The sequence below is a fragment of the Patescibacteria group bacterium genome (assembly GCA_023473585.1).
Taxonomy (GTDB): domain Bacteria; phylum Patescibacteriota; class Microgenomatia; order JAMCYU01; family JAMCYU01; genus JAMCYU01.
The window spans coordinates 1-16,569 of sequence record JAMCYU010000010.1 but is presented as its reverse complement, the minus strand read 5'-3'; the positions used below and the strand labels follow the sequence as shown (position 1 = coordinate 16,569).

Here is a 16,569-nt window from a genome sequence, read left to right as displayed (position 1 = left end):
ATCAATGAAAATTTATTTTACCGCTTCAACGACGAAGGACGGCCAATACCAAAAACAATATCAACAGATTCTCTCTTTTTTTAAAAAAACCAACCAGGAAATTATTTCCGGCGAACAAATTGTGGAAGGCAATCTTCGTCAAATTGATAAAGAATTAACCTCCAAGCAAATCTTTACCCGGGAAAAAAAGGCGATTGAAAAAGCCGATTGTTTAGTTTGCGAAGTGACCTCGCCTTCAACCGGCGTCGGGGGAGAAATTGCCTATGCCCTAACTTTAGAAAAACCGGTTTTGGCGCTTTTTTACAAAGAAGCGGAGGATAAATTATCACCGATGATTGCAGGCAACCCTTCTGACCAGCTTTATCTTGAACATTACGACGGCAATTTGGCGATTATTCTTAGAAACTTTTTGGCTTTTGTTTCGGAACTTAAAAAAAGAAAGGGGAAGTTAATCGTCATTGACGGCGGTGACGGTTCGGGTAAGGGAACACAAACGCAATTGTTGCTGGAATACTTAATCAAGATAAAAATTCCGGCGAAAGTCATGGATTTTCCCCGTTATTATTCTTCTTTCCATGGTAAAATTGTCGGCCGGTTTTTGAGCGGCGAGTTCGGCACGATTAACGAAGTGAGTCCGTATCTGGCCTCTTTGGCTTACGCTTTGGATCGGGCTTCGGCCCGAGAAGAAATGGAAGACTGGTTAGAAAAAGGGGGATTAATCATTGCCAACCGTTACGCGACTTCCAACATGGCGCATCAGGCGGCTAAGCTCCCCGAAAACAAACGTCAGGAATTTGTTGACTGGGTTGATGAATTAGAGTATAGGGTTCATAAAATTCCCCGCGAAGATATTGTTATTTATTTATATGTTCCCTGGCAAATTGCTTTGGAGTTAACTAAACAAAAAGAGGGTCGCAAATATTTAAACGGCAGTAAATTGGACATTGCGGAGGCTGATCTTCATCACCGGCAGGAAGCAGAAAAAATGTATTTATATTTAACGAAAACGAGGAAAAATTGGGTAAAAATTAATTGCTGTACTGATCAGCAAATTCGTTCCAAAGAAGAAATTCATCAGGAAATTTTAAAAATCTTAAAAGAAAGAGGGATCATTTAAGATGGTTTTTGGACCAGAAATTTCAAGATTTGACGATGGTCATCCGGGAGGCAGCCTTCGTGCCCAAAGACAAAAGGACTGGACCGGTCACCTGATGGCGGCCAGTTCCGAGACAGGTTCTGATGGTGAACCTGATAAAGGTGAGCCAAAAATAAAGGCTGTGCCCAAAGACCCTGAATTTGCTAAGTATTTAGATTCAATAGAGTGGCAAACTACCCCTTGATTTTAGAAAAAATTTCGATTATTCTTTTTTAGTTATTAGCCTGCTTTTCTTAAAAAGCAGGTTTTTTAAGGGAAAAATCGCTAAAAACAACATGAAGACTAAACAAGAATGTTCTGGTGAATACCAACATTATCCCGGAAACGATTCTCGGATTCGTTTCGTTTTACCTGCTCATGATCGGCCGAGAGGCGTCGTCGCCGAAACCTCAATTGATCAATTGCTACCGGAAGTTCGTTCTTTATACGGATTAGCTCATTTGGGAGCCAAGATAGCTTTTTATCAGGATGCCACCAGGTATGATGATCCCCGCTATAATCATAATCAGGTTCAGGCAAGCCGTGACCTTATTGCGGCGATAGATGCGTGTGAAAGAGAAGGGCGAGTCTTTAAAGGTGGACTTTTCGGGCCTATGGCTTCGGGAAAAGATTCGGCCAACCACAACCTTAGACGAGGAGTAACTTTCCGCGGCGAACTGAAGGGACGTTTCCAATTGGTCAGGCATAATTTAGACCTGGGTCGGTATTCGGGGATTGTTTACACCCAAGGCGGGGTCAAAATGGGATTAGTCCCTACCTATAAGAGTTTAGAAGATTTAATTAAGCAAAGCGCCAATTTTCCCCCAACGACGCTTTTGGTGATTAACGAATTCATTTTTGCCGGAGGCACGGGAGAAAAAGAGATAACCGAAGATAATTTTCGGGCCTTTTTAAAAATTATGGAAGACAGGGAAATCCATACTTTGTTTGTCGGGCTGGATCTTGATTTCAAGCTTGATCCGTGGCCCAATATACTGGTTGCCCTGCCTCATCTTGATCATCTAGCGGTTCTATCCGCTCGCTGTAACGAGAGAGGCTGCCGGAATGTGGCTCATTTTACGGAAAGACGAAGACCGATATTAAGGAGTGGCCAGCTTAGTTATGTTCCTTGTCGGATGAGCGACGAAGTTGTGAAGGTCGGAACCGTGGTCAAAAATTTGGTCCAAGAAGGTAAGGATCAATACGGGGCAAAATGTCAAAAACATCACCGCGTTTACGCCCCTGCTTATAAGATTGGTCTCTAGTTTTTGCCATTTATAGCCTCCGATTCCGTCAAACTATATCAATCTTCAAGAACAAATGGGGCCAGAGTTTCTAGGTCTACTTTTGTTTCCTCAACGAAGCTCTTATAGGAAAGCTGCGGGTTGTTTTTTGAGAAATAAGATAAAATAAGTTCGGTTTCTACAAACGGCCAAGTTTTGGTTCCAAGATAGTCTGAATAAGAAGAATAATGGTAGGTCGAAAGAAAATTCCGGGAATCCGTATGATTTCCGGAACTGGAACTTAAAGGATTACAGTGAATATATTTTGAGAGCTGTAATAAATATTCATCGTTTTCAATAATTTTAGCTTTGAACCTACCCTGGAAAAGTGGCCCAACCCTTTCATATTTAGTGTTGAAATATTTAGCATAGCCCAAAAGAAGAGCATTCATAAATTTGGCAACTGATGCTTCGCTCTTTTGTTGTAATAAAAAATGAAAGTGATTAGGGAGTAAACAAAAAGAGAGTAGCGAAATTGAATATTTCTTCAGATTATCTTTAACTCTTTCTAAAAAATTGTTATAATCCTTTTCATATAGAAAAAGTATTCTTTTTTCAGAACCGCGGTTAAAAACATGATAACAAAAATTAGGAGCAAAACTGACATTTCTGAACGGCATAGTCCCAGATTATCACGTTCGATTCCGGGAATCAATGGGTCAGACTATATCAGATTGTTGCCTATTGAAAAAGTCGCCGCCAAAATCGGTTTAAAACCCAAAGACTTGGAATTTTACGGTCCCTATAAAGCGAAAATCAGCCCCGTTTGGCAAAAAAATCCGTCAAATAACCTGATTTTGGTTACCGCCATGACTCCGGGAAAATTCGGCGAGGGGAAAACGACAACCGCGATCGGTCTTTCGCAAGCCCTTTGGCAGTTAGGCCAAAAAAACCTGGTCGTTTTACGCGAACCGTCTTTAGGTCCCTGTTTTGGTTTGAAGGGCGGGGCAACCGGCGGCGGCAAAGCGACGGTGGAACCGCAAAGCGAGATTAATCTTCATTTTACCGGTGATATTCATGCCGTCACTTACGCTCATAATCTTTTGGCGTCCCTAATCGACAACAGTCTTTATTTCGAAAATCCTTTAAAGATGGAAATTGATTCGCTTTTCTGGCCAAGAGTTTTGGATCTTAATGACCGCGCCTTAAGACATCTCGAAATCAAAATGCCAAGGAAAAACGGGGAAACGCTTAAAAGAGAAACGCGGTTTGATATTACCGTTACCTCGGAAGTGATGACCATTCTTTGTTTGGCCAAAAATGAGGCGGACATTAAAGAGCGTCTGGCCAAGATTACGATCGGTTTTGACCAGGAAGGAAAACCGGTGACCGCGAAAATGTTAAAAGCCGAAGGCGCCATGGCGGTTTTACTGAAAGGGGCCATGAAGCCAAATTTAGTGCAAACCCAGGAAGGGACACCGGCCCTTGTTCACGGCGGTCCTTTTGCCAATATTGCCCACGGGAGTCCAAGTCTTTTGGCGATTAAAACCGCTCAAAGTTTAGCCGACTACACGATTGTTGAGGCCGGTTTTGGGGCCGATCTGGGGGCGGAAAAATTTATCAATATCGTTTCCCGTTTGGGAGAATTAACGCCCAAAGTGGCGGTTTTAGTCGTGACCGCTCGGGCGCTTTCCGAATCGGGTTTTGAAAACTTATCAAGACATGTTGAAAATCTGCAAAATTTTGGTCTGAAAGTAATTTTATGTCTTAATCGCTTTACCGACGACCTTCCTTCGGAAATTACGGCTCTCCATAAATTGGCCGAGCAAAACAATCTTCCTTTGGCGGAAAGTTTTGTTTTTCAAAAAGGCGGGGAGGGAGGATTGGATTTGGGAAAAAAAGTTATGGCCCTTTGCCAGGTAGAAACAAAGCCTTCTCTTAAATTTAGTTACGAATTGAAGGAAACTTTAGATCATAAAATTTTAGCCATTGTCAGACAAATTTATAAAGCTCAAGACGTTTCTTATTCTGAGGTGGCTTGGGCAAAATTAAACAAGTACAGGGATTTGGCCAAAGATTTTTTTGTCTGTTTGGCCAAAAGCCAATACAGCTTTTCTCATGATCCCAATCTTTCGGGCGCGCCTAAAGATTACACTTTTTTAATCAGTGATCTTCGCCTGGCCACGGGTGCGGGCTTTGTTATCCCGATTGCCGGCGAAATCATGACGATGCCCGGTCTTCCTCGTCATCCTTTAGCCGAAAAATTTTAAAAAATTAAGCGATGAACAAGAAAATTTATTTTTGGGCGGTCGTTCTTCTTTTTTTAAGTCTGTTTTTGGCAGTTAGCGGTTGGCGTTTTGTTGTTTCCAAAACGGCCAAAAAGACCCCCGTTGTTATCGAAGAAAAGGCCGTGATTGATCCGGCCGTTCTCAAAGCCCAGGAAGAGGAAAGAAAAAAGGCGGAAGAAGAAAGAAAAAGAAAAGAAGAGGAAGAAAAATTTATTGCCAGCTACGGTCCCTGCAAATGGATTCCCATTTTAATGTATCACCACATTGACAATAATTCTGGTTCACTTTATGTTGATCCCGGGACTTTTGCTTCACAAATGGACTATTTAATCGGCAAGGGCTATACGGCCATCAGCCTTTTGGAAGTTGTCTTTGGTTTAAACGGCGGGCCATTGCCTGCGAAACCGGTAGCGCTTACTTTTGATGACGGTTACCGTGATTTTTTCAGTCAAGCCTACCCGATTTTGCGGCAAAAAAATCTTAAGGCGACGGTTTTTTTAATTACGCAACTTATGGAAGGAGGCGATTATCTGACCTGGGAACAGGCCAGGGAAATGATCGGCAGTTCGCTTATCACCGCCGGCGATCATACTTTATCCCATCGCGGTTTGGGAGGCTTAAAAGAGGAACAGATTAAAGACGAAATTATTTCTTCGAAGAGTATTTTAGAAAATCAGCTGAAAACGGGTATTAATGTTTTTGCTTATCCTTACGGAAATTATAATCAAACCGCCGCCAAATATCTGCAAGAGGCGGGTTTTGTGGCCGCGGTCACCACCGATCATGGTGTTTCTTGCGCTAAGGCCCCTTACAGTCTGCGCCGTATCCGTATCGGCCGTTCCGCCCTTTCGGACTATGGTTTATAGGTCTTGATTTTTAACCGTTTTTTTAATACAATACTTCCATTACACACATCTGGTTAAGACTCCTGACCACAGTGACCGGATGGAGGAGAGAGAGGAGTCCCGCTCTCGGTTTAAAAAACTACGGCGGGCAAAAAAATTATGCAGGAAATATCCTTAAAACAACTTTTAGAAGCCGGTTGTCATTTTGGCCATCAGGTGCCAAGGTGGAACCCGCGGGCGGCCTCGTTTATTTATACCGCCAGAGATCATGTCCATATTATTGATTTGGCTAAGACCAAAGTGGGTTTGGAAAAAGCCCTGGATTTTGTTAGAGAGACAGCGAGCCAGGGGGGTTTGCTTATTTTTGTCGGCACCAAACGGCAGGCTAAGGGGATTGTCGAGGAAGAAGCCAAAAGAGCCGGAGCGATGTTTTTGGTGGCGCGCTGGCCCGGCGGTCTTTTAACAAACTGGTGGGAAATGAAAAAAAACCTGGACAAGTTAAGAAAAGGGCGCGAGGAAAAAGCCAAAAATCTTTGGGAGAAATTTACCAAAAAAGAACAACTGCTCAAAAGTCGCGAGCTTTTAAAACTGGAACAAGTCTACGGCGGCGTCGCCGACTTAAATGATTTGCCGCAGGTTTTATTTTTAGTGGATATTCGTAAAGAAGAATCGGCGCTTAAAGAAGCCGAGAAGACCAATGTCAAGACCGTGGCGATTGTTGACACCAACGCTAATCCGGATTTGGTTGATTTTCCTATTCCGGCCAATGACGATGCCGTGGGGTCGATTAAACTAATAACCAGCTTGGTGGCTGACGCCTACTTTGAAGGCAGAGAATTATTTAACAAAAAAGAGGCAGCTCTTTCCAAAAAAACCGAAACGGAAAAACCGGACAAAAAGAAAGAAAAAGTTCCTAAAGAAAAAAAGCCGTCAGAAGAAAAACAAAAAAAGAAAAACCACAAAAAATGATTAATGTTGACCAAATTAAAAAAATAAGAGAAGAGACCAACGCCGGAATTGCCGACATTAAAGAGGCGCTGCAAGAAGCAGGGGGTCATGAAAAAAAAGCCAAAGAAATTTTAACGGAAAAAGGCTTGGCTAAGGCCGCGAAAAAAGCCAGTCGGGAAACGAAAGCCGGGATTATTGAAGCTTATATTCACGCGACGCAAACTTCCGGAGCCATTGTTATTTTAAGTTGCGAAACTGATTTTGTCGCCAGGAACGAAGAATTTGGAAAATTAGCTCACGAAATTGCCATGCAGATTTGCGCGATGAATCCCAAAGACGGAAAAGAACTTTTAGAACAATCCTTTATTAAAGACGAGAGCAAAACCATAGACGCCTTGCTTAAAGAAAACATTGTCAAATTCGGTGAGAATATTAAAATAGAAGAGTTCAAGAGACTGGCGATCAAATAATCCCAAAGTTAAGTTTATGGCTGATTTAGCCGAAACTCAGGTTAAAATGCAAAAAGCTCTTGACATTATCCGTCAGGATCTTTCAACTATTCGTACCGGCCGGGCCACGCCCGTCTTGGTGGAAAATCTTGTTTTAGCAGTTTACGGCGGTTCGCAAAAACTCAAACTGGCCGAATTAGCCACGATCAGTACGGTTGATTCAAGGACACTCCTCATCACGCCTTTTGACCCTTCCATTGCTGAGGAAATTAATCGCGGAATACAGATGGCCAACGTTGGTTTAACACCGATTCTTGAGGGAGAAGCGATCAGAATCAGTATTCCTTCGTTATCGGAGGAGCGCCGTCAGGAATACCTTAAATTGGCCAAGCAAAAGGAGGAAGCGGGTCGGATTATGATTCGACAATTAAGACATGAGTTGATGAGTCATTTGAAAAATGCTCTTCAGGCTAAAGAAATTTCCGAAGACGATCACGCTCGCTGGGAAAAAGAAATGCAGGAAATGACCGATAAATTTATCACCGAAATTGATGAACTGGGCAGAAAAAAAGAAGAAGAACTGCTGCAGGTATAAAAGTTCCAATTATTTATGATACTGACCTTCATTGTTTTTCTTGCCGTTTTGTCGCTTTTGGTTTTAGTCCACGAACTTGGCCATTTTTTGATGGCTAAAAAACTGGGGATTAAAATTGAAGAATTCGGTTTTGGTCTGCCCCCGAGGATTTTCGGCGTCAAGCGCGGAGAAACTGTTTACTCGATTAATTGGTTGCCGATCGGGGGCTTCGTCAAACTTTACGGAGAAGATGAGGCCGGAACTCATAACCCCGAACTTTTGGCTTCGAAACAAAACAAGGCTTTTTTTGCGAAATCAAAAAAAGCCAGAGCTTTGGTTTTGGTTTCCGGAGTGACCATGAATTTTTTGCTGGCGATTTTGGTTATTTCCTATATTTTTACCCAGGGCGTTTTGATCCCGACGGATAAAGTTTACGTTAAAGAAATTTCGGCCGGTTCGCCGGCAGAAGTGGCCGGTTTAAAAATCAACGACCGGATTTTTCTGGTTAACGATGAAAAAATTACCGCTATTTCTCAATTTCAGGAACTGACCAAAAAGAACCTCGGCCGGGAAATTTCTATTGAAGTTACAAGATCAGTTGATAATCCCTGTCCTCTTAATCCTAAAGTCTTGGGGGGGTATCCGGGGATAAAAATTTCCTGCCGTGGAGAAAATCCCGTCTTTTCCTTAACCCCACGTGTTTCTCCGCCCCAAGGAGAAGGCCCTTTGGGCGTGGCGATTTCCAATTTGGAAGAAAAAAAATATCCTCTTTGGCAAGCGCCTTTTTTGGGAACTCAAGAAGCCGTTCGTTTATCGGGAATGATGTTTTTTGAACTTGGTAAAATCTTGTTTAATTTAATCACTTTTAAACCGGTAACGGCGGAAGTGGCCGGTCCTTTGGGAATTGCCCAGGCCACCGGTGAGGCGGTCAAGTTTGGCTGGATGGCGGTTTTACAACTGGTTGGCCTTCTCTCTTTGAATTTAGCCGTTATTAATATTCTGCCTTTTCCGGCTCTTGACGGCGGACGCTTGCTTTTTATAGCCCTAGAGGCTTTAACAAAAAAAAGAGTCAATCCCAAATGGGAAATGTGGGCCCATCAGACCGGCATGGCCATTCTTTTGGGATTGGTTGCTTTAGTGACCATCAACGATGTCCTGCGAATTTTCCGCCGCTAACTTTTGGCATTGTTAAAAAGATCAAAAGATGCTAAATTAAGACTATGCGCTATTCGAAACTTTGATACTGTATACATAATTCTATTACACTACGTTATTTGACAGAAACCTGTAAGGATAATATAATTTAAATAAACTAGCGGATAACCTATGGATCAAGCCAAAAATATCGAAGTGCTGGGACAGACAAAGGGACTTTTGCCAGAAATTAGCAGGAGAGAATTTGCAATTGGTGTAGCTGGCGGTTTATTGGGCGTTATTGCTGGAAGGTTTTTGGGTGAAAATAATCTACAAAGTCCTAATTCGCCTGACAGATCGAGCGTATCTCTACCTTCAGCCGACGAAATATATAGTCAAGGCTTAATTAGGCCTGTCGAAGTTTTCCGCCAAGTCGGGAAACCTTTCAATCTTCTTGGAATAAGTTCTAGGGATTCAACCGAGAGATGGGACGTTCAAGTTCTAAAAGAAATTCCTCTAGGTTTCGATTCTGTAGTCGTAGGTAATATTAGTGTTGGTGAGGATTCATTTACTGGTGATGGAAAAGTAACCAGAATTAAGGTCGGCAGTATTGGTCTTCGTTGTTCTCAGATTAAACTTCAATATCAGCATCGGGATCAGGTTGAAACGTGTGAGGTGGTAGACACGGACACAGAGGCCCAAAAACAACTATTTTGGGGAGGGAGAAGGATAAGCATACTTAAGGTTAATCAACATGGAATAGGAGACAGCATTATTCTCTTGCCGGCAATAGTGGCAAGGAAAGGCGATACACGAGAATCATTATCAACATTAATGGGAATTCCTTCGGAAAAATTGACTCAATACAATCAAAACCTAGAACAAAATTTAAAAGAAAATACTGTTTTATACACCGAGCCTCAAGTTTCTTGGACGCAGCCTTCTTCTTGCTGATCCCTTTTTCTCTTTAATATTGACAGCAATATTAAATACTGTCATTATAAATTTATGAGGTTTTTCCTGCGGAGCTTGGTTTTTTTGACATATTTCTTCGTTGCTTCGTTAATAAATTTAACGGTTATATATGCTGCAGATTGTTCTTGCGCTGGGCAAGAAACACGTAGAACTCCTTGTGATCCATGGGCAGGTTGCACGTCCGACAAAGATTGTCAAGGAACGCTCGGTCAATGTTGGGATAAAGGTGGAGCTGGTCAAACCCTGCCTTATTCTTATAAAACCTCTTGTGATATAGATTCCTGTGGACCTGGAAACGGTCAGTGCGTAGAAGAAAAGTTTAACTGTTCTCTTGTACCGACTCCGACGACTACTACAAATATGTGCCCGCCGAATTATCCTGCTGGTTGTCCTGCGGGACTACAATGCTGTGCCGTATATGGTCAACCGGGTGTAAATGAATGTAAAGTTTCTTGCGGACAACACGGACAACAATGCACAGATTGCTGTAATCCGTATGCAGATCCAACATGTGGCGAGCCAATACCACCACGACCTGCTTCTCTAGGACCTTGGGATGCCAACTGCGTGGAAAGGAAAGGCAAAGATTTTATATGCTGCCTGGCTCCGGGAAGCTCCGCTAACTGCCGTATTGCTGCGCCGGCAAAACTAGACGGCTATATTGCCTTAAGCACCGGGGGAAGAGTAGGACAGAGTACTTCAAGTGATGGTGGACATTGTGGTTCACCTTACGGAGCAAGTTGTGCTACTTGCAATCCGCCAGGCCCTGTTGGAGAAGATAAGGCATGTTGCTGGAATCAAATAAACGGTTGTGAAAGCCAATGTAATCCTGTAATCCCCGGAGTTAATATTGCCGAAGGCGGAACTAATAATCCTTCTTGGTGGTGTCCGACGCAGGTCATAATGCAAGGTTGGTGTTCGGTGAATGCGGAAGGACAGGATTCATGGTGGTTTTGTAAGGGAACAGTCGATACCAATGGTCTTAATTTTTCTTTTAACAATTTGACTGTAGGTAGCCGAACCTTTCAAGTCACTGGTGTTCCACTAGGATATACCTGTAATTATACCTTTACGATTGAGGGGATTAATAAATCAGGAACAGGTTGTACTTTTTCCCAGGAGTTGAAGGCAAATAACTATTTGATGGTTGTTCTAGTTCCACCGGGAAAAATTAGCGGGAATGTTTACAAGAATACGACTGGTTTGACTTGTAATACCGGTAGTCTCCAGAGCGGAAGAACGGTAACGATAGCCGGCACCGGTGGTTCGACCTACGCCTGTTCGTTAACGACAAATGGCAGTGGATATTATGATAGCGACAGCTGTTCCAGTAAGCCGCCAAGAGGAAGTTCTTACACCGTTTCGGTAAGCCATAACGCGACCGATGAGTCTTGTCTCTCTTGTGGGGGGTCTTCCTGTAGCCAATCTGTATCGTTAGCAGCGGCGCCGTCGATAACGCAAAATTTTACCGTTTTTCCCTTGAAAAATGCTTGGTTTCAGACAGGTTACGGAGACGTCCACGGCAACGGAGGTGTGGGAGCAACGATGCCTATTGACACCTGTACTTCAGCCACTTGCACCGCCGGCGGTTGTTGTCCCTATCTTTCCTTGGGCACGGCCAATACGGCCGGGGTTGTTTCGACCGGCGGAAATTTTACGGGGAACGTAGAAACGAAGAATCTTTTCAGTAATCCCAATAACTGGAAAGTTAAAGATGCGGCGACGGAAAACTTTACGGGTTTTGGCGGAAATCAGACTAAATACGATTACGTTCGCTTTTCGGCAAAACTCCAAAATTGTGTAACTGAAGATAAAGAGAACTTTTTCAATCCTGGTCATTTTAAAGACCTTGGTAAAGATCCTGGAGGTAACTGCTATAAATTTTCACCTGGGGGAGCCGGAACGAGTTATAGAGGGAACACAAGAACGGTTGCTAGCGATCAAAAAATTATTATCTTAGTTGATGGCGATATAACCTTTAATCCGCTAATTAAGGTTACGCCTGGCGGTTTTTTTGCATTGATTTCAAGTGGAAACATTACTTTTGACACAGGTATAGGATCAAGTACGCCTTTAAATCCAGCCAGTTCCGCTGCTTCCCAAATGCAAGGAATTTATATTGCCGACGGGTCAATTGACACCTCGGTCTCGACTAATCAATTTTTGGGTGGAGGGATGTTTATCGCCGATGCTAATTTGGACGGAACAGGCAGTCTTAATTTTAACCGGAACTTAGATAGCGGAGGGACGAATTATAATAATTCCTACCCTTCAGAATATTTTGAATATCGGCCGGATTTCTTAGTTAATTTCCCCGTCAACTTCGGTTTCAACCGGTTGACCTGGCAGGAGGTCGCACCTTAAAAAGCAAAGCTTTTTAAGGTGTAAACACCACCTGATTCAGAGAACTCGGAAACCAAAGCCTCAGAACGTCAGAGAATTAGAAAGTCAGAATTTTCCAGAACGCCAGTATTGTTTTTGATTAATTCTTATGCTAAATTAAGACTATGCGCTATTCGAAACTTTGATACTGTATACATAATTCTATTACACTACGTTATTGTCTAGGACACGATAGATCCCGTACACTTTAGAAGTGACGAAAGGAATGTACAATGGCGTAACTATGAAGTTACGCTATTTATGGCCGAAGGGCCTATATTCTCAAATTCATCTCCTTTCTAAAGAAGGGAAAAGAAGACTGGAGTGGAGGGATTGGTATTTAACTCACGGCACCAACGCCCGGGCTGTCTGCAGGTATTTCTCGTTATCCCCTGATACTTTCTACCGGTGGAAGAAAAGATTTAGAAGTTTTAGCCTTAAAAGTCTTGAGGACAACCATAAAACCAGAAGACCTAAACATCTAAGAGAAATGATTACTCCTTTATGGCTTATTGACAAGGTTATTAGTATTAGGAGAAATGATCCGGAGAAAAGCAAGTATGAAATTAAGGAGGAGCTTAAAAGAGAGAAGATTAAGCTAGGTTCATCAACCATCCAAAAAATCCTTAACCGCCATCCCGAGCTTTTAAATTCTCAACATGTCCAAAGGACCAGAAAACAGAGAAGGTTTGCTATCGCCAGAATTAAGGCGGCCAGAGAACTAAGAGAAAAATATCCCGGCTCACTGGTCCAGATAGATACCAAGCACTTATATATTTTAGGCCAAAGATTTTATCTGTTTGCCGCCATTGATGGCTTTACCAGGATGGGTTATGTTTCCTGTTTTGAAACAGGATCATCGCTATCTGCCAGATTCTTTCTAGAAGAATTAAAAAGATATTTCCCGTTTGAAATTAAAGCTATCCAAACGGACAACGGAGCTGAATACCTTTTAAACTTCCACCAAGCCTGTCAAGATACTGGGATTACCCATTACTTTACCGATCCTTATTGTCCCAAACAAAATGGCAGAGCTGAAAGATTTATCCAAACAGCTGTCTATGAGTTCTTCAACTGGCAGGAAGACCTTTTAGATGATATATTAATGATTAGAAATTACTGCCAAACTTTTAATGACAAGTACAACAACCGAAGATTTAACCAGGCGATAAACTACCTAACACCTAGAGAATATTTTGAAAGGAGGAAAGTGTACGTCATCTAGGTGTCCAGCACAGAATTTTGACAAAATAGAGAGAGGATGGTAGACTGTAAATATTATGAAGACTAAAAGAAGATTAAAATCAGGTTTGCATATTCTTCTTTGGCAAGAGGATGATTGGTACGTGGTAAGGTGTTTAGAAGTTGAAGTAGCCAGTCAGGGAGTAAATAAAAAGGAAGCTCTAAAGAATATTGAAGAGGCCCTGGAGTTGTATTTTGAGGACGAAAAGGTGCCAACGCCGGAAACTCTTAATAACCCTGAACTTATTCCTCTCTCTTTCAAGATCACGTATGCCTAAACTCTATTCTGCCAAGCAGGTAATTTCTGCTTTACGTCGAGCAGGATTTGAGATTGTTTCCCAACGTGGAAGTCATATTAAAATGCGAGGAATTAAAGCAGGCAAGATCCAGACTGTAATTATCCCCAATTTCAAAGAGATTCCCATGGGAACATTTTCCTCAATTCTTAGTCAGGCAAATTTAACACGGGCAGAATTTGATTCATATATTAAATAATTTTTCCGAAATTCTGTTACACTACAGGATTTGACAAGCAAGCCGTAAATGTTATAGGATAAAGAGAGCGAAATCATGGAGACACCTGAAAAAGCGGGTCTAAGTTTCGAAAGAGAAAGTAATCCTTTGGCGGAAAAGATAAGTCCTGACCGGACCTATGTTCTTGTCAGCTTTCCTGATGAACGTGATGAAGTCAAATTACCCAAGCCATTAGTCGAAGCGATTATTGCCGGTGGTGTTTTGGTTTCGGCTTTAAATAACTCGGACAAAAAACTCGGGAGAAGAGAACTTCTAGGCGGAAGTTTGTTATTCGCCGCTCTTGCGGGTTTAGGTTGTAATCGAGGCCAACCGGAATCAACACCGACACCCGATACCCCCACTCCTTTACCTTCGCCGACAGCGACTTTAAAACCGGATGCGACCCCGACAAGGATTCCGCCGACGCCAACAGCCGTGGTTATTAATTTGCCGCCGGTGGTGGGCGGGCCTGAACCCCGGCCAACCCCGACGCCCGATATCCAAAGAGAGAGTCTGGCGCAAAAAGCCGCCGACTATTATCTTAAAAATCCTTTAATTGACGTTTTAAATAACCGTCCTTTCTCGGGCGTTATCGTTTCGGAAAGAGACACGAACGGCAATTTGCTGATTTCAATAAGAACTTTAAGCGGCGAAAGGCTGGAAGATTCGGTTCTGGCCGGAAACTGGGGCTATTTTGCTCTTGATGAGAAAAATGAAGTGACGGGGATTATTTGGGCCAAACAGGAGACTTTTAAAGATTCAAAGGGGAATGTAGGTTATTTGGGCGACAGCACCATCGCGACCAAAGGCGCCGGCTGGTTTGGCATGGAGCAAATGGGTTATTGGACCAAAGACAAAAAACTGATCGCCACCGTTGACCCCAAAACCGGAGAACCGGTCGAAAAAATCAGCGAAACCGCGCCTATAATTAAAGGACTGGTTTTTAAGGCCGAAGACAAGAAATATTACGCGGAAAAAGGCAATCCCTACGGCTTAAAAGAAGGCGTTTATGCCGGAGAGAAAATTACCTTCAATCAAGGCAAGGATAAGGGCGTGGTTTTAACGCCGGAAGTCGTCCAGATTTTAATGAAAGGGCAAAACACACCGGAACAGATAGCCAAAGGCGAATGGCAGATCCCTTTTCCCATGGATCCGAGGGGTAAGGGGGTGGAAAATCTAAAAATACAGGAATATCAGAAAGTGATTTATTATTTTATGATTGATGGGCTTCCAGGCGAAACGAGTTTTGTTTCTCCCTTATCAAATTGTACGGCTTATTTTTATTCCAAAGGAATTCCCCATATGACCCTAATGTTTCCACGAGATTTTGATATCTTAGCCAAAGATTTCAATCTTGGATTTCTTATTAATCAGGCAGACATAGCGATTCCAAGCGATGGTAGTAAAACAATAGTCGATTTCGGCAAAAGACTTTTTAGCAAAGTTTCTGGTAGAGTTAAAGATACATCTTCGCGTTATGCCCAAGTATTTATAGATGCAGCTAGTGAATCTGAAAATGTAAGTATTGCTCTTAAAAATATTTTAACTGTTGAAAATCATCGTGTTTTTTTACTGGATAAAACCAGGGTTTAAGTCCAAGATTCTTCTTTTCGGTCTTTAAAGGATTGACAATCTTTAATTTTATGGTAGTCTGAATTCAGAGGTCTTTTTTGCCGGTGAAAAAACGCAACCTGCTCTTAATTTTTTTGACGATTTTTTTCCTGCTTTTGGTCAGCGGCTTTATTGTTCTTAATTTTTCCTTCCCCAAATCAGCCAAACTCTGGCAAAAAGCCCCAGCTTCACCAACGCCCCCGGCTTTGCAAGCCGTCGAGCTTAAGGAAACTTTTACCCTGCCGGTTGACAAAGAATTTTTAGCGACGATTCCCGTTTCAACCGCGAGCTCAACCCAGCTTAATTTCTTTTTGCCGCCCAAAACAACGGTTAGGGCCATTGCTTCGGGAAAAGTCCGGTACGTCGGCCGCAAGCTTAACGAGGCCGGAGACGCGCAGTTTGAGGACCTGATTATTGAAGATCAAGCCGTTAAATCAAGCGTTGATTATCTTCTGGCTCCGGACAGCCGGATTTTGGTCAAAACGGGCGATTATGTTATGAGCGGCGAAAAAATCGCCCAAATCAGCCAGGAAAACAGGGGCATCAAATGTCTGGGCCAAGCGAAATTAAGTATAACCATCATGCTTGAAGGTCAACCGGCGATTTTGACCAAGGAAATGTTCAAATGAGAAAATACTTTTTTCTTTTCATGGTCGTTTTTCTTTTTTTGCTACCTTTGGTTGATTTAAGAGTGGAACCGGTTTTTGCCAGAGTGATTGAATGTGATCCGAAGATTCCCGGGGATTGTCCGGTAGTAGGAGCTCCCTGTCCGGGAGCTTGTGATACCCTTGCCGCTTCCAGCGTTTGCTGCCAGAGCCTGGCCGGCTGTTATCTTCAGGACTACGGGACGATTCCTATCTGGAAATGGGCTCATGATCCGGCTTGTACAGTAACATCAGTTAATCTCGGTACAGGAAGATATGAATGTATATATAAATGGCAGTTTGAGCAGTGCAACGCGACCGACAGCTGTTTATCAACGCCCTATTTAGAGGCCGGTTTATGCGCCTCAAGCGGCTGCGCGGTTGGCGGCGATTATAAAACCTGTTGCGATAATACGACTCATAGGGTCGTTGACTGTACCGGTGGGAGATTTACCGGCGTTTGTCCGGATAATTCCACGCCGGTGGTCAACTGCGTCGGACCTTCTTGTTGCACAGCCACGCCCGGACCGACGCCGGTGCCAACGGCTCCGCCTGCTTGTGCTGTTGATTGTTCACAATGGAATGGTTTGGCGAATGCAGGAACCT

The 16,569-nt window shown here is 42.9% G+C and carries 18 protein-coding genes; 17 read left to right on the top strand and 1 reads right to left on the bottom strand.

The window, feature by feature from the left end:
• The first annotated feature begins 4 nt into the window (after nucleotides 1-4).
• From M1575_03930 to M1575_03920, 3 genes are all read left to right on the top strand, one after another.
• Nucleotides 5-1,117: a hypothetical protein gene (locus M1575_03930; protein MCL5095842.1), complete on the top strand. Its 1,113-nt coding sequence runs from the start codon at nucleotides 5-7 to the stop codon at nucleotides 1,115-1,117.
• A 1-nt stretch (nucleotide 1,118) separates the two neighbouring features.
• Nucleotides 1,119-1,340 (top strand): hypothetical protein, encoded by a 222-nt coding sequence (locus M1575_03925; GenBank protein MCL5095841.1) that lies wholly within the window; start codon nucleotides 1,119-1,121, stop codon nucleotides 1,338-1,340.
• A 91-nt stretch (nucleotides 1,341-1,431) separates the two neighbouring features.
• Nucleotides 1,432-2,400 carry a hypothetical protein gene (locus M1575_03920; protein ID MCL5095840.1) on the top strand — a complete coding sequence of 323 codons (969 nt, stop codon included), beginning with the start codon at nucleotides 1,432-1,434 and terminating at the stop codon, nucleotides 2,398-2,400.
• Between the two features lie 38 nt (nucleotides 2,401-2,438).
• Here the strand turns inward: M1575_03920 and M1575_03915 are convergent, their stop codons facing one another.
• Nucleotides 2,439-3,038, bottom strand: a complete 600-nt coding sequence (locus M1575_03915; GenBank protein MCL5095839.1) for a transposase — start codon at nucleotides 3,036-3,038, stop codon at nucleotides 2,439-2,441.
• Between M1575_03915 and M1575_03910 the strand changes: the two genes are divergently transcribed.
• The 14 genes from M1575_03910 to M1575_03845 all read left to right on the top strand — a co-directional run.
• Entirely contained in the window at nucleotides 2,994-4,628 is a 1,635-nt protein-coding gene (locus M1575_03910; GenBank protein ID MCL5095838.1) for a formate--tetrahydrofolate ligase, read from the top strand. The two genes, M1575_03915 and M1575_03910, sit on opposite strands and share 45 nt — an antisense overlap.
• Nucleotides 4,629-4,639: 11 nt before the next feature.
• Nucleotides 4,640-5,512 carry a polysaccharide deacetylase family protein gene (locus M1575_03905; GenBank protein MCL5095837.1) on the top strand — a complete coding sequence of 291 codons (873 nt, stop codon included), beginning with the start codon at nucleotides 4,640-4,642 and terminating at the stop codon, nucleotides 5,510-5,512.
• 138 nt (nucleotides 5,513-5,650) lie between these two features.
• A complete protein-coding gene (gene rpsB / locus M1575_03900) occupies nucleotides 5,651-6,460 on the top strand; it encodes a 30S ribosomal protein S2 (protein MCL5095836.1) in 810 nt (269 codons plus the stop codon).
• Nucleotides 6,457-6,909, top strand: coding sequence for an elongation factor Ts (locus M1575_03895; GenBank protein MCL5095835.1), 453 nt, complete (start codon nucleotides 6,457-6,459; stop codon nucleotides 6,907-6,909). The genes rpsB and M1575_03895 overlap by 4 nt, the downstream gene beginning before the upstream one ends.
• A gap of 16 nt (nucleotides 6,910-6,925) precedes the next feature.
• Nucleotides 6,926-7,483 (top strand): ribosome recycling factor, encoded by a 558-nt coding sequence (gene frr / locus M1575_03890; GenBank protein ID MCL5095834.1) that lies wholly within the window; start codon nucleotides 6,926-6,928, stop codon nucleotides 7,481-7,483.
• A 15-nt stretch (nucleotides 7,484-7,498) separates the two neighbouring features.
• Nucleotides 7,499-8,638: an RIP metalloprotease gene (locus M1575_03885; protein MCL5095833.1), complete on the top strand. Its 1,140-nt coding sequence runs from the start codon at nucleotides 7,499-7,501 to the stop codon at nucleotides 8,636-8,638.
• A 150-nt stretch (nucleotides 8,639-8,788) separates the two neighbouring features.
• Entirely contained in the window at nucleotides 8,789-9,550 is a 762-nt protein-coding gene (locus M1575_03880; protein MCL5095832.1) for a hypothetical protein, read from the top strand.
• Between the two features lie 588 nt (nucleotides 9,551-10,138).
• Nucleotides 10,139-11,935 carry a hypothetical protein gene (locus M1575_03875; protein MCL5095831.1) on the top strand — a complete coding sequence of 599 codons (1,797 nt, stop codon included), beginning with the start codon at nucleotides 10,139-10,141 and terminating at the stop codon, nucleotides 11,933-11,935.
• A 262-nt stretch (nucleotides 11,936-12,197) separates the two neighbouring features.
• A complete protein-coding gene (locus tag M1575_03870; GenBank protein MCL5095830.1) occupies nucleotides 12,198-13,178 on the top strand; it encodes a DDE-type integrase/transposase/recombinase in 981 nt (326 codons plus the stop codon).
• 55 nt (nucleotides 13,179-13,233) lie between these two features.
• Nucleotides 13,234-13,473 (top strand): type II toxin-antitoxin system HicB family antitoxin, encoded by a 240-nt coding sequence (locus tag M1575_03865; GenBank protein MCL5095829.1) that lies wholly within the window; start codon nucleotides 13,234-13,236, stop codon nucleotides 13,471-13,473.
• A complete protein-coding gene (locus M1575_03860; protein MCL5095828.1) occupies nucleotides 13,466-13,690 on the top strand; it encodes a type II toxin-antitoxin system HicA family toxin in 225 nt (74 codons plus the stop codon). The genes M1575_03865 and M1575_03860 overlap by 8 nt, the downstream gene beginning before the upstream one ends.
• Nucleotides 13,691-13,765: 75 nt before the next feature.
• Complete coding sequence (locus M1575_03855; protein MCL5095827.1) at nucleotides 13,766-15,301, top strand: hypothetical protein; 1,536 nt, start codon at nucleotides 13,766-13,768, stop codon at nucleotides 15,299-15,301.
• Nucleotides 15,302-15,384: 83 nt separating this feature from the next.
• Nucleotides 15,385-15,948: a M23 family metallopeptidase gene (locus M1575_03850; GenBank protein MCL5095826.1), complete on the top strand. Its 564-nt coding sequence runs from the start codon at nucleotides 15,385-15,387 to the stop codon at nucleotides 15,946-15,948.
• Nucleotides 15,945-16,569: hypothetical protein (locus M1575_03845; protein MCL5095825.1), on the top strand; the 625-nt coding region annotated here is incomplete at its 3' end. The genes M1575_03850 and M1575_03845, both read left to right, overlap by 4 nt.